8 protein-coding genes and 3 tRNA genes are annotated in these 13,900 nt (G+C 68.6%); all 11 read left to right on the top strand.

Going from position 1 to position 13,900, the window contains the following annotated elements; genetic code table 11:
- The first annotated feature begins 36 nt into the window (after positions 1 to 36).
- The 11 genes from CYL12_RS08840 to CYL12_RS08790 all read left to right on the top strand — a co-directional run bounded on the left by CYL12_RS08840 (position 37) and on the right by CYL12_RS08790 (position 13,817).
- A complete protein-coding gene (locus CYL12_RS08840; protein ID WP_101847272.1) occupies positions 37 to 3,540 on the top strand; it encodes a DNA-directed RNA polymerase subunit beta in 3,504 nt (1,167 codons plus the stop codon).
- A 108-nt stretch (positions 3,541 to 3,648) separates the two neighbouring features.
- Positions 3,649 to 7,524: a DNA-directed RNA polymerase subunit beta' gene (gene rpoC, locus CYL12_RS08835; RefSeq protein ID WP_101847271.1), complete on the top strand. Its 3,876-nt coding sequence runs from the start codon at positions 3,649 to 3,651 to the stop codon at positions 7,522 to 7,524.
- A gap of 182 nt (positions 7,525 to 7,706) precedes the next feature.
- A complete protein-coding gene (locus CYL12_RS08830) occupies positions 7,707 to 8,636 on the top strand; it encodes a PfkB family carbohydrate kinase (RefSeq protein WP_101847270.1) in 930 nt (309 codons plus the stop codon).
- Positions 8,637 to 8,722: 86 nt separating this feature from the next.
- Positions 8,723 to 8,807 (top strand) — tRNA-Tyr (locus tag CYL12_RS08825).
- A 72-nt stretch (positions 8,808 to 8,879) separates the two neighbouring features.
- Entirely contained in the window at positions 8,880 to 9,371 is a 492-nt protein-coding gene (locus CYL12_RS08820) for an FBP domain-containing protein (protein WP_060922589.1), read from the top strand.
- A 45-nt stretch (positions 9,372 to 9,416) separates the two neighbouring features.
- Positions 9,417 to 10,217, top strand: a complete 801-nt coding sequence (locus tag CYL12_RS08815; protein ID WP_101847269.1) for an enoyl-CoA hydratase/isomerase family protein — start codon at positions 9,417 to 9,419, stop codon at positions 10,215 to 10,217.
- 116 nt (positions 10,218 to 10,333) lie between these two features.
- On the top strand, positions 10,334 to 11,389 hold the full coding sequence (locus tag CYL12_RS08810) for a hypothetical protein (protein WP_158297131.1): 1,056 nt from the start codon (positions 10,334 to 10,336) through the stop codon (positions 11,387 to 11,389).
- Positions 11,389 to 12,183 carry an inositol monophosphatase family protein gene (locus CYL12_RS08805; RefSeq protein ID WP_101848743.1) on the top strand — a complete coding sequence of 265 codons (795 nt, stop codon included), beginning with the start codon at positions 11,389 to 11,391 and terminating at the stop codon, positions 12,181 to 12,183. The genes CYL12_RS08810 and CYL12_RS08805 overlap by 1 nt, the downstream gene beginning before the upstream one ends.
- Positions 12,184 to 12,302: 119 nt before the next feature.
- Positions 12,303 to 13,571 carry a M23 family metallopeptidase gene (locus tag CYL12_RS08800; protein WP_101847267.1) on the top strand — a complete coding sequence of 423 codons (1,269 nt, stop codon included), beginning with the start codon at positions 12,303 to 12,305 and terminating at the stop codon, positions 13,569 to 13,571.
- Between the two features lie 68 nt (positions 13,572 to 13,639).
- Positions 13,640 to 13,711, top strand: a tRNA-Thr gene (locus CYL12_RS08795).
- 32 nt (positions 13,712 to 13,743) lie between these two features.
- A tRNA-Met gene (locus CYL12_RS08790) sits at positions 13,744 to 13,817 on the top strand.
- The last annotated feature ends 83 nt before the right edge of the window (positions 13,818 to 13,900 follow it).

Raw genomic sequence — 13,900 nt, 5'->3', positions numbered from 1 at the left:
TCGAGAAGCCCTGCGGGGCTCACGGAGGTTATTCCCTTGGCTGCTGCTCCCAACGCATCCACATCCACCACCACCAAGAACGGACGCGGAGCTTCCCGTCTCTCGTTCGCCAAGATCTCCGACACGCTGACGGTCCCCGACCTTCTCGCCCTGCAGACCGAGTCCTTCGGTTGGCTGGTCGGCAACGACGCCTGGAAGGCGCGCGTGGCCGAGGCCAAGGCCGCCGGTCGCACCGACGTGAACGAGAACAGCGGTCTGGGCGAGATCTTCGAGGAGATCTCCCCGATCGAGGACCTCGGCGAGACGATGCAGCTGTCGTTCACGAACCCGTACCTCGAGCCCGAGAAGTACTCCATCGAGGAGTGCAAGGAGCGCGGTAAGACCTACGCGGCCCCGCTCTACGTCGAGGCTGAGTTCATGAACCACCTCACGGGTGAGATCAAGACCCAGACGGTCTTCATGGGCGACTTCCCGCTGCAGACCGACAAGGGCACGTTCATCATCAACGGCTCCGAGCGCGTCGTCGTCTCGCAGCTCGTGCGCTCGCCGGGTGTCTACTTCGACAAGACCCCCGACAAGACGTCCGACAAGGACATCGTCTCGGCGCGCGTCATCCCGAGCCGCGGTGCCTGGCTCGAGTTCGAGATCGACAAGCGCGACCAGGTCGGCGTCCGCGTCGACCGCAAGCGCAAGCAGTCCGTCACGGTCTTCCTCAAGGCGCTGGGCATGACCAGCGAGGAGATCCTCGCGGAGTTCGCCGGCTACACCTCGATCGAGGAGACGCTCGCGAAGGACACGATCGTCACCAAGGAAGACGCGCTGCGCGACATCTACCGCAAGCTGCGTCCGGGCGAGCAGGTGGCCGCCGAGGCCGCCCGCGCGCTGCTCGACAACTTCTACTTCAACCCGAAGCGCTACGACCTCGCCAAGGTCGGCCGGTACAAGATCAACCACAAGCTGGGTCTCGACACCCCGCTGACGGAGTCGGTGCTGACGGTGCAGGACATCGTCGCCACGATCAAGTACCTCGTGCGTCTGCACGCGGGCACCGAGGAGACCTTCGAGGGCATCCGCGGCGGCAAGAAGACCGAGATCCGCCTCGCGACCGACGACATCGACAACTTCGGCAACCGTCGCATCCGCGCGGTCGGCGAGCTGATCCAGAACCAGGTCCGCACGGGTCTGTCCCGCATGGAGCGCGTCGTCCGCGAGCGCATGACCACGCAGGACATCGAGGCCATCACGCCGCAGACCCTGATCAACGTGCGCCCCGTCGTCGCCGCGATCAAGGAGTTCTTCGGAACCTCGCAGCTGTCGCAGTTCATGGACCAGAACAACCCGCTCGCGGGTCTGACCAACAAGCGCCGTCTGTCGGCTCTGGGCCCCGGTGGTCTGAGCCGTGACCGCGCCGGCGTCGAGGTCCGTGACGTCCACCCCTCGCACTACGGCCGCATGTGCCCGATCGAGACGCCGGAAGGCCCGAACATCGGTCTGATCGGTGCGCTCGCGACCTTCGCGCGCATCAACTCGTTCGGCTTCATCGAGACCCCGTATCGCAAGGTCGTCGACGGTGTCGTGACCGACCAGATCGACTACCTGACCGCCTCCGAGGAGGTCGACTTCAACATCGCGCAGGCCAACGCGCCGCTCGATGCGAAGGGTCGCTTCCGCGAGAGCCACGTGCTCGCGCGCCCCAAGGGCGGTAGCGGTGAGGTCGACCTGTTCCTCCCGGAGGAGATCGGCTACATCGACGTCTCGCCGCGCCAGATGGTGTCGGTCGCGACCTCGCTCGTGCCCTTCCTCGAGCACGACGACGCGCAGCGCGCGCTCATGGGCGCCAACATGCAGCGTCAGGCCGTGCCGCTGCTCCGCAGCGACTCGCCGCTCGTCGGAACCGGTATGGAGGGCTACACCGCCATCGACGCCGGTGACGTGATCACCGCCGAGAAGGCCGGTGTCGTCTCCGAGGTCTCCGCGGACCGCGTCGTCGTCATGCTCGACGAGGGCGGCACGCAGGAGTACCACCTGCGCAAGTTCGACCGCTCGAACCAGGGCACGTCCTACAACCAGAAGGTCGTCGTCTCGGCCGGTGAGCGCGTCGAGGTCGGAGAGGTCATCGCCGATGGCCCCGCCACCGAGAACGGCGAGCTGGCCCTCGGGAAGAACCTCCTCGTCGCGTTCATGACGTGGGAGGGCTACAACTTCGAGGACGCCATCATCCTGAGCCAGGATCTGGTGAAGGACGACACCCTCTCGTCGATCCACATCGAGGAGTACGAGGTCGACGCCCGCGACACGAAGCTCGGCAAGGAGGAGATCACCCGTGACCTCCCCAACGTCAGCCCGGAGCTGCTGAAGGACCTCGACGAGCGCGGCATCATCCGCATCGGCGCCGAGGTCCGCCCCGGCGACATCCTCGTCGGCAAGGTCACGCCGAAGGGTGAGACCGAGCTGTCGGCCGAGGAGCGCCTGCTCCGCGCGATCTTCAACGAGAAGAGCCGCGAGGTCCGCGACACGTCGCTGAAGGTGCCCCACGGTGAGCAGGGCACGATCATCGCGGTCAAGGAGTTCAACGCCGAGGACGGCGACGACGAGCTCGGCTCCGGCGTGAACCGCCGCGTCGTGGTCTACATCGCCCAGAAGCGCAAGATCACCGAGGGCGACAAGCTCGCCGGCCGCCACGGCAACAAGGGTGTCATCGCGAAGATCCTGCCCGTCGAGGACATGCCGTTCCTCGCGGACGGCACCCCGGTGGACATCGTCCTCAACCCGCTCGGCATCCCGGGTCGAATGAACTTCGGCCAGGTCCTCGAGACCCACCTCGGGTGGATCGCGAAGCAGGGCTGGAAGGTCGAGGGCACCCCGGAGTGGGCCGCCAAGCTGCCGCAGCAGGCCTTCGAGGCCGCGCCCGGCACCAAGGTCGCCACCCCGGTGTTCGACGGTGCCAGCGAGGAGGAGATCTCCGGTCTGCTCGACTCGACGCTCCCGACCCGTGACGGCCTCCGCCTGATCGACTCGAGCGGGAAGACGCAGCTGTTCGACGGCCGCTCCGGCGAGCCGTTCCCGGCGCCGATCTCCGTGGGCTACATGTACATCCTGAAGCTCCACCACCTGGTGGACGACAAGATCCACGCCCGCTCCACCGGTCCGTACTCGATGATCACCCAGCAGCCGCTCGGTGGTAAGGCGCAGTTCGGTGGACAGCGCTTCGGTGAGATGGAGGTGTGGGCCCTCGAGGCCTACGGTGCGGCGTACGCCCTCCAGGAGCTCCTCACGATCAAGTCCGACGACATCCTCGGCCGCGTCAAGGTGTACGAGGCCATCGTCAAGGGCGAGAACATCCAGGAGCCCGGCATCCCCGAGTCGTTCAAGGTGCTCATGAAGGAGATGCAGTCGCTCTGCCTGAACGTCGAGGTCCTCTCGGCCGACGGCACGCTGGTCAACCTCCGCGACACCGACGACGAGGCGTTCCGCGCCGCAGAGGAACTCGGTATCAACATCTCCAGCCGCTTCGAGGCCGCCTCGATCGACGAGATCTAACCCTTCGACAGGCTCAGGGACCCAGGTTCCTGACATCAGGACCCACCGGGTCGCTGAGCCTGTCGAAGCCCAGACTTCTCAAACAGAATTTCCGACACAGGAGAACTAGTGCTCGAGTCCACAACTTTCGATGAGCTTCGCATCGGCCTGGCGACCGCAGACCACATCCGCGCGTGGTCCTACGGCGAGGTCAAGAAGCCCGAAACCATCAACTACCGCACCCTCAAGCCGGAGAAGGACGGTCTCTTCGGAGAGCAGATCTTCGGCCCGTCCCGCGACTGGGAGTGCGCCTGCGGCAAGTACAAGCGCGTCCGCTTCAAGGGCATCGTCTGCGAGCGCTGCGGCGTGGAGGTCACCAAGAGCTCCGTCCGTCGTGAGCGCATGGGTCACATCGAGCTCGCCGCTCCCGTCACCCACATCTGGTACTTCAAGGGCGTGCCCTCGCGCCTCGGCTACCTGCTGGACATGGCGCCGAAGGACCTCGAGAAGGTCATCTACTTCGCCGCGTACATGGTCATCTCGGTCGACGAGGAGGCCCGTCACCGCGACCTGGGCACCCAGGAGAACAACATCCGTCTCGAGCTGAAGACGCTCGGCGACCGCCGCGACGCGAAGATCGCGGAGCGCCTGGCGAAGCTGGAGGAGGAGCTCGCGGCCCTCGAGGCCGAGGGCGCCAAGGCCGACGCCAAGAAGAAGGTCAAGGACGCCGCCGAGAAGGAGATGTCGCTCATCCGCAAGGGTGCCGACGAGGCGATCCTGAAGCTGGAGCGCGTGTGGGAGGACTTCCGCACGCTCGAGGTCGGCGCCCTGCGCCCGGAGGACGACGTCTTCCACGAGCTGCAGGACCGCTTCGGCCAGTACTTCGAGGCCTACATGGGTGCCGAGGCGATCCAGCGTCGCCTGGCCGCGTTCGACCTGGCCGCCGAGGCCGAGAGCCTGCACCTGCAGATCTCGGAGGGCAAGGGTCAGCGCAAGATTCGTGCGATCAAGCGCCTCAAGGTCGTCAACTCGTTCCTCGAGACCGGCATGAGCCCGGCCGCGATGGTGCTCGACGTCGTCCCGGTGATCCCGCCGGAGCTGCGTCCGATGGTCCAGCTCGACGGTGGCCGCTTCGCGACCTCCGACCTGAACGACCTGTACCGTCGCGTGATCAACCGCAACAACCGTCTCCGTCGCCTGATCGACCTCGGTGCCCCCGAGATCATCGTCAACAACGAGAAGCGGATGCTGCAGGAGGCCGTCGACGCGCTGTTCGACAACGGCCGCCGCGGTCGCCCCGTCACCGGTACCGGCAACCGCGCCCTGAAGTCCCTGAGCGACATGCTCAAGGGCAAGCAGGGTCGCTTCCGCCAGAACCTGCTCGGCAAGCGCGTCGACTACTCGGGCCGTTCGGTCATCGTCGTCGGCCCGCAGCTCAAGCTGCACCAGTGCGGCCTGCCCAAGCAGATGGCGCTCGAACTCTTCAAGCCGTTCGTCATCAAGCGCCTGATCGACCTCGGTCACTCGCAGAACATCAAGGCCGCGAAGCGCGCCGTCGAGCGCACCCGTCCCGAGGTCTGGGACGTGCTCGAGGAGATCATCCGCGAGCGTCCGGTGCTGCTGAACCGTGCACCCACCCTGCACCGTCTCGGCATCCAGGCGTTCGAGCCGCAGCTCGTCGAGGGCAAGGCCATCCAGCTGCACCCGCTCGTCTGCGCGGCGTTCAACGCCGACTTCGACGGTGACCAGATGGCCGTGCACCTGCCGCTGTCGGTCGAGGCTCAGGCCGAGGCCCGCGTGCTCATGCTCGCGTCGAACAACATCCTGAAGCCGTCGGACGGCCGTCCGGTGACCCTGCCCTCGCAGGACATGATCATCGGTCTGCACCACCTGACCACGGTCAAGGCCGGCGCCAAGGGCGAGGGCCGTGCGTTCGGCTCCGTCGGCGAGGCGCAGCTCGCGTACGACGAGGGCACGCTCGACCTGCAGGCGAAGGTCCGCATCCGCATCCCGGGTCTGGCCTTCCTCGAGGGCGAGGCTCCCGAGGGCTACGAGAAGCACGGCCTGGTCGACGCTTCGCTGGGTCAGGCGATCTTCAACGACGCGCTCCCGAAGGGCTACCCCTTCGTGCGCGAGCAGGCCGACAAGGGCAAGCTGTCGCAGATCGTCAACAAGCTGGCCGAGGAGTACCCCAAGGTCGAGACGGCCGCCACGCTGGACCGCATCAAGGATGCCGGCTTCTACTGGGCGACCCGTTCGGGTGTGACCGTCGCGCTGAGCGACATCCTCACCCCGCCGAACAAGGCGGAGATCGTCGCGGGCTACGAGAAGCAGGCCGCGAAGGTCCAGTCCCAGTACGAGAAGGGCCTCACGACCGACGCCGAGCGTCGTCAGGAGCTCATCAAGATCTGGACCGAGGCGACCGACGAGGTGCAGGCCGCGATGAAGGCGCACTTCCCGGAGGACAACACCATCAACCGCATGGTGTCGTCTGGCGCCCGTGGTAACTGGCTGCAGATCCGGAACATCGCCGGTATGCGTGGTCTGGTGAACAACCCCAAGGGTGAGATCATCCCGCGTCCGATCATCTCCTCGTACCGCGAGGGTCTGTCGGTGGCGGAGTACTTCATCGCGACGCACGGTACCCGTAAGGGTCTGGCCGACACCGCTCTGCGTACCGCCGACTCGGGTTACCTGACCCGTCGTCTGGTGGACGTCTCGCAGGACGTCATCATCCGCGAAGAGGACTGCGGCACGTCGAAGGGCCTCGAGCTCCCGATCGCCGCTCCGAACTCGCAGGGTGAGCTGGTGCGCGACGCGAACGTCGAGAACTCGGTGTTCGCCCGCACGCTGGCCTCCGACGTGGTCAACGCGTCGGGCGAGGTCCTGGCCGCGGCCGGCGACGACGTGGGCGACGTGCTCATCGACAAGCTGGTCGCCGCGGGCGTCGAGACCATCAAGGTCCGTTCGGTCCTGACCTGCGACTCCGCCGTCGGCGTCTGCGCGCAGTGCTACGGCCGCTCGCTCGCGACCGGCAAGACCGTCGACATCGGCGAGGCCGTCGGCATCATCGCGGCCCAGTCGATCGGTGAGCCCGGTACCCAGCTGACGATGCGTACCTTCCACACCGGTGGTTCGGCGTCGGCGGATGACATCACGCAGGGTCTGCCCCGTGTGCAGGAGCTGTTCGAGGCTCGTACCCCCAAGGGTGCATCGCCGATCGCGGAGGCCGACGGCCGCATCACGATCGACGAGACCGAGAAGGCCAAGAAGGTCATCCTCACGCCCGACAACGGCGACGAGCCCGTGGTCTACCCGGTGCTGAAGCGTGCCACCCTCCTCGTCGAGGACGGCCAGCACGTCTCGGTCGGTCAGCCCCTGCAGGTCGGCACGCTCGACCCCAAGGAGGTCATGCGCGTCATGGGTGCCCGCGAGGTGCAGAAGTACCTCGTCGGCGGCGTCCAGGGCGTCTACCGCTCGCAGGGTGTGCCGATCCACGACAAGCACATCGAGGTCATCGTCCGCCAGATGCTCCGCAAGGTCACCGTCGTCGACCACGCCGACACGACCCTGCTGCCGGGTGAGATGGTCGACCTGAAGCGCTACCAGCAGATCAACCGCGAGGCCGTGGCCGAGGGCAAGCGCCCCGCGTCCGGTCGCCCGGAGCTGATGGGTATCACGAAGGCGTCGCTCGCGACCGAGTCGTGGCTGTCCGCTGCGTCCTTCCAGGAGACGACCCGCGTGCTGACGCAGGCCGCCATGGAGGGCAAGCGCGACCCGCTGGTCGGTCTCAAGGAGAACGTCATCATCGGAAAGCTCATCCCCGCCGGAACCGGTCTCTCGAAGTACCGCGACGTCACGGTCGAGGCCACCGAGGAAGCCAAGAGCGAGCGCTACCCGAACCGGATCTTCGCATCCGACGGTGCGTACTCGGACGGCGACTTCGGCTACGTCGACTTCGACGCGTTCTCGACGGACGACATCACCCCCGGTACTTACAACTGAGGTGTGACGGAGTGAACGAAGGCCCCGGGCATCAGCCCGGGGCCTTCGTCGTCCCTCGGCCCGTTCGGGGTGTGCACGACTTCGGAGATCCGGCGCGGCGCGCCGGTTGTAGAGCTCATCCGCCGGGGTGTCGCGTCTCATCTCCGAAGCTGTGACCGGGGCGGGCGCGGTAGGGTCGGCGAGTGAGCACTGAGACTTCCCCCGGCGGCGCGGCCGTCGTCATCGGAGACGCCCTGATCGACGAGATCCGGGATGAGTCCGGCGTCCGTGAGTTCGTCGGTGGAGCGGCCCTGAACGTCGCGGTGGGGCTGCGCCGGCTCGGAATCCCCACGACCCTCATCGCCATGGTGGGGGAGGATCTCGCCGGCGCGCACATCCGCGAGTACCTGGCCGACCACGGGGTGCGGCTGATCGCGAGCGAGGCGCCGCACGGGTCGTCGCGGGCCGTCGTGACCCGGGCCGCGAACGGGGAGCCGAGCTACGTCTTCAACCGCGCGGCCCAGGAGCGGACCATCCGGTACTCGGACGAGGCGAGGGCTGCCATCGCCGGCGCGGACATCGTCGCGGTGAGCTGCTTCCCCTTCGATGTCCCGACCGAGGTCGATGCCCTCGCCGCCGCGGTGGAGGGCGCGCGGCTGGCGATCGACCCGAACCCCCGCACCGGCATGCTGTCCGACCGCGAGGAGTTCGTCCGCGGCTTCGAGCGGCTGGCGGCGCGGGCGGACCTCGTGAAGGTCGGTGCCGACGACGCAGCCGTGCTCTACGACGGCGACCTCGACGCCCTGCGCGCACGGCTCCGGAGCCTCGGTGTCCCGGCCGTGCTCGCGACGGCCGGAGCGGACGGCGCGGTGCTCGAGTCGGACGCCGGAGCGGTCTCGGCGCCCATCTCCGCGCTGCCGGGTCGCGTGGTCGACACCGTGGGAGCGGGGGACGCGACGCTCGCCGCCGTCGCCGCCGGGCTCGTGGCAGGCTTCCCGAAGGCGGCCGAGGAGTGGACCGCCCTGCTCGTGCGCGCGATGGACGTGGCGGCCGCGACCTGCCGTGCGGAGGGCGGGTTGCTGCGCACGCCGGAGTCGCTGGCCGCCGCCGACCGCGGCGTGTACGGGAGCTGACGCCTCGATTTCTCGCGCCCGCATCGGACAGGTATGATTGTTCTTCGTGCCCCCGGTTGGCTGTTCAAGTCGGACGGGTGCGCTCTGGCGAGTTACCCAAGTGGCCAAAGGGATCTGACTGTAAATCAGCCGTCTTCGACTTCGGGGGTTCGAATCCCTCACTCGCCACCACGGAAGCCCCCGCTCGCGGGGGCTTCTCCCGTTCCCGGCCTCACCTCCGCGCCGAGTTCCTAGACTGGAGCGATGCGACCTCTCACCGAAGCCGACGTCCGGGCGTCGTTCGTGAACGCGGACGCCGATGAGCTGCGCGTCATGGAGATGCCGCACGACTTCCTCCTCGTGGACTGGGACTACCTCGACTTCTTCGCCTGGCGCGATCCGAGCGCCGGCAAGCGCGGCTACGTCCTCATCCCGCACGAGGGACGCGTGGTCGGCGTGGTGCTGCGGGCGTCGGAACCAGGGCGCGGGCGCTCCGGCATGTGCAACATCTGCCACACGATGCAGCCGGGCAACCAGGTGGCGCTGTTCGCGGCGCGACGCACGGGAGAGGCGGGGGAGCGCGGCGACTCGGTCGGCACCTACATCTGCGCCGATCTGTCCTGCCACGAGAACGTGCGCCTGGCGCATCCGCTCGCACCGAACGAGATCCGGGCGGCGGGACAGGTCGACTTCCGACTCGACGGCACCCGGCGGCGGATGGAGCGATTCGTCGCGCGCGTCTGGGACGGCTCCTGAGCGCGACTAGCCTGGAGGCATCCGCCTGTGCTCGAAGGAGAAGCCATGAGTGATGCCATCCTGTTCGCCGTCGACGAGGGGATGGCACGGCTGACGCTGAACCGCCCGACCCGCCTCAACGCCTTCAACGCCGACCTGGCCTACGCCTGGCGGGATGCGACCGTCGAGGCGACATCGCGGGACGACGTGCAGGCCATTCTCATCGACGCGGCGGGACCGGCGTTCTGCGCGGGTGGCGACGTGATCGACATGGCGACGACCATGGGGTCGTCCGGGGCGGAGATCACTGCACTGGCGGAGGTCATCAACACCGGGATCCGCGCGCTCACGGAGTCGAGCGTCCCCGTGGTCGCCGCGGCGCACGGGACGACGGCCGGCGGGGGACTCGGCATCCTGCTCGCCACGGACTACGCGGTGGTGGGGTCGCGATCGCAGCTCGGGAGCCTGTACGCGAACATCGGCCTCACGCCCGACCTCTCCGTGTCCGCCCAGCTCGCGCGGGCCGTGGGCCAGCGCCGCGCCCTCCAGCTCGTGCTGCAGGACCGGCTGCTCACCGCTGCGGAGGCCCTCGACTGGGGGCTGGTGGCCGAGGTCGTGGAGGGCGAGGACGGCAGGACGGAAGCCGACCTGGTCCGTGCGCGTGCCGAGGAGGTCGCGCGATTCTGGCTCGCCGGTGCCGCCGACGCGTACGGCCAGGCCAAGCGGCTGGTGCGGTCGCAGCCGGAGCGCACCTTCGCCGAGCAGCTGAGCGAGGAAGCCCGGTCCATCGGTGCCGCGCTGGAGACCCCGGACGCGCAGGCGCGGGTCGCGGCCTTCGCTGCGGCGTCCGCGAAAAAGGCCGGCTGACCCCTCCTCCCCAGGGCGTGGTGGGTTCCCGATCTTCCGCGTGCCTGAGGGAAGCCGGAACAAGCGGGCCCGCGCGTGGCAGGATGAAGGCATCGCCGCTCGACGAGAGGATCCCCATGTCCCATCCGGACACCGCCCGGCTGCAGCCGCAGGGTGACAAGAAGAACATGTCGCTGCTCATCAGGGGATCGCTGTGGGTCGCCATCGGCGCCCTCATCGCCGCGGCTCTGGTGTGCGTCGTGTGGGTGCTGGTCGGTGATCAGAACGGCCTCATCGGTCGCGCGTTCCTCACGATCCTCCTGCTCGCCGCCTTCGCCGGGATCGCCATCCTCGAGGCGGGCCTCGCGCCGAACCGGCCGGACTGGCTCCAGCTCGCGAGCATGGTCACCTGGGTCATCGCGCTCCTCGTCGGCCTCGTGAAGATCTGGCTCCCGGAGGACGGCTTCTACTTCGGGGCGGAGCGCTTCTTCCAGCTGCTTCTCGTGATCGGGATCCTGCAACTCGCGCTGCTGCACGTGCGGCTGTTCACTCGTGCCGCCCAGCGCCACGTGACGACGTTCACGAAGGTGATCCACATCGTGACGATCGCCTTCCTCGGCGCTCTCGTCGCGCTGCTCGTCTTCTTCCTCACCTTCCCGAACACCTTCGACTACACCGAGCTGTACTGGCGCATCGTCGTCGCCCTCACGATCCTCGTCGCCGTCGGCACCACGCTGATCCCGCTGCTGAACGCCCTGTTCGCACCGAAGAAGGCTCCCGCTGCCCGGCCTGTCGCGCCCGCCACGTCCTGGCCGACCTACGCCGACGGGATCACGCCGCTCCCGGCTCTTCCCGACGGAAGCCCGGACTGGAACGCCTATTACACGGGGTATCCCTCGACGGCTCCGCAGGCGCTGAGTCAGGCGCCGGCCGCGGCGTTCCCCGTCGCGTCGCCGCCCCTCGCGCCCACGGCGCCGGCCCTTCCGGACTTCGCCGCTCCTCCGGCTCCGGCCCCAGGCTCTGTGCCTTCCGCGCCCGACCTGCCTGCGCCGCCGCAGCCGGCGCCGCCCTCGTCGGCACCCGCTCAGCCGGCACCGCCGCAGCCGGCTCCGCCGCAGCCCGCGTCGCCCAGCCAGGGTGAGCCCCCGGCTTTCCCGCCGCCGCCGCCCGCGCCCTCGCACCCGGCACCGTGATCGACGCTCTCGAGCTCAGCGCGCTGGCGACGGAGATCGCGGAGGAGGCGGGCGCGCTCGCCCGCGCCCGACGGCGGGAAGGGGTCCGCCTCGCCGCGACGAAGTCGACGCTCGCCGACATCGTCACTGACGCCGACCGCGAGATCGAGGCGCTCATCCGTGAGCGACTGCAGGCGGCGCGCCCGGCGGACGGCTTCCTCGGAGAGGAGTCGGGTGCGACCGACGGGGACAGCGGCATCACCTGGGTCGTCGACCCCATCGACGGCACGGTGAACTACGCCTACGGCATCCCGGCGTACAACGTGAGCATCGCGGCCGTCAGCGGTCCGCCGGAGCCCGACGCGTGGGAGGCGCTGGCCGCCGCCGTGCACGCGCCCGCCGTGCGCGAGACCTTCACGGCGGCGCGCGGCCACGGCGCCTGGTCGGATGGCGTCCGGCTCGCGGTCACCGAGGTGACCGACGCCGGTGCGCTCCTGGCGACCGGGTTCGGCTACGACCCGGCGACCCACGACGGCGATCTCGCGACGGTTCGGCGGGTGATGCCGATCGCCCGCGACCTTCGTCGGATGGGGTCGGCCGCCTTGGATCTCGCCTACGTGGCGGCCGGGCGACTGGATGGGTACTTCGAGCGCGGACTCAAGCCGTGGGACCACGCCGCGGGCGCGCTGCTCGTCCAGGAAGCGGGTGGCTGGGTGAGCCGGATCGATCGGAAATCGCCGCGGCCCTTCCTCATCGCGGGCGGCGTGACCGTGCACGACCGACTCCGCGCTATCCTCGATGAGGAAAAACCCTGACCGATCCATGGCTTTCACAGGAGGATCGGGGTAGTGTTTACCCGATCGTTACTTTCACCACCCGAAGGTGAGAGTTGTCATTGCGCCCCCGAGCATCACGAACGACCGAGAGATTAGTTTTGCCCTTCGAGAACCCCCAGGCTGCCGCTGCGCCCACGCGCCGGTCCAGCCGCCCTCGCACTGCGGCCTCCGAGGCCTCGGCGAGCGGGTCGACGGCACCCCTCGCTGACGCGGAGACCGTGATCGCGCTCGCCGCTGTCATTCCTCTGTCCCGCCGCGCCGCGCGTCAGCGCCAGGCCGACGTCCCTCCGGTGCCGGTCGCGCCCGAGGAGCCCTTCATCGCGGCGGCCGTCCCCGCCATCGCCGACGTCCCCGCGGTGCCTGTCGTCGCCGAGATCGTCGAGAAGACCGAGGACACGGTCCCGGTCGAGGACATCGCCCCGGCATCCGAGCCCTTCGTCGCCGAAGCCGACGCCGACGGCGACGCCTTCGAGCGCGCCTCTCGCGCCTTCCGCACCACCGGCTCCATCCCGACCTCATCGGCGTCCCGCCGTTCGGCCTTCGCCGCGAACCCGGCCTCGCAGGCGGCGCCGAAGATCGACACCGCCGGCCTTGCCGCCGTCGGCCCCCGCCGCACGCGTAGCATCCGCAAGGCCCTCACGGCCGGTGCCACCGTCGGCGCGATGGGCCTCGCGGGTCTCCTTGCCGTGTCCATGACGCTGCCCGCGGAGGCCGTTGCTGCCGCCCAGGGCGGTTCCCTCGCCTCGACCTCGCTCGTCACCGCGGCTGCCGCCGACGCGGCGGGTTCGGCGGACGAGGAGATCCAGGCTTTCGTCGCCCCGTCCGGCGTGCAGAACGAGCCACTGTCGCGCGCCGACAACTTCAGCACGGTCTCCCTCGTCGAGGTCGCCGCCGAGCAGGGCATCAACTACTCGGGCGAGATCTTCACCAACGACCCCGACGCCGCCATCCAGTGGCCGTTCCTCGTCGGCGTCGGCATGAGCTACGGCTACGGCATGCGCAGCGGACGCCTCCACGAGGGCATCGACTTCGTCCCCGGCAACGGCGCACCGATCCAGGCCATCGCCGACGGCACGGTCCGCATCGCGACCGAGCAGGGCGGCGCCTACGGCGTCACCGTGTACATTGACCACGTCATCGACGGATCCGTCATCACGAGCCACTACTCGCACATGCAGTACGGCTCGCTGCAGGTCAAGGCGGGCGACACCGTCAAGGTCGGCGACATCGTCGGCAAGACCGGCAACACCGGCCGCTCCTACGGTGCGCACCTGCACTTCGAGCTCATCGTCAACGGGACGACCATCGACCCGATGCCGTGGCTCAACAAGAACGCCGGACGCACGTCGCTCACCTCGGAGGAGTGACCGTCTCGATTTCATGAGGACGCCACAGTGATGGTATTCTCGTGTGGTTGCCCCGCGAGGGGCAGCACGCCCCGATAGCTCAGTGGCAGAGCACTTCCATGGTAAGGAAGGGGTCGTCAGTTCAATCCTGACTCGGGGCTCGGAGTTCGCATCTGCGATGCGGATGCCGTGCGGCAGGGTAGCTCAGTTGGTGAGAGCGCACGACTCATAATCGTGAGGTCGCGGGTTCAAGCCCCGCTCCTGCTACAGATGGAAACCCCCGGAACCTTCCCGGGGGTTTTGTCGTTTCCGGCCTCTGTGCCGGGATACCGTCCTCGCCCCGCGCGGAG

Source organism: Zhihengliuella sp. ISTPL4, from assembly GCF_002848265.1.
Classification (GTDB): Bacteria; Actinomycetota; Actinomycetes; order Actinomycetales; family Microbacteriaceae; genus Microbacterium.
This window is presented reverse-complemented; position numbering and strand designations above follow the sequence as displayed.

Bases quoted from the DNA above. Each gene is read 5' to 3' on its own strand.
- CYL12_RS08820 (WP_060922589.1), top strand. From the start codon at position 8,880: ATGCGACCTCTCACCGAAGCCGACGTCCGGGCGTCGTTCGTGAACGCG.
- CYL12_RS08810 (WP_158297131.1), top strand. From the start codon at position 10,334: ATGTCCCATCCGGACACCGCCCGGCTGCAGCCGCAGGGTGACAAGAAG.
- CYL12_RS08815 (WP_101847269.1), top strand. From the start codon at position 9,417: ATGAGTGATGCCATCCTGTTCGCCGTCGACGAGGGGATGGCACGGCTG.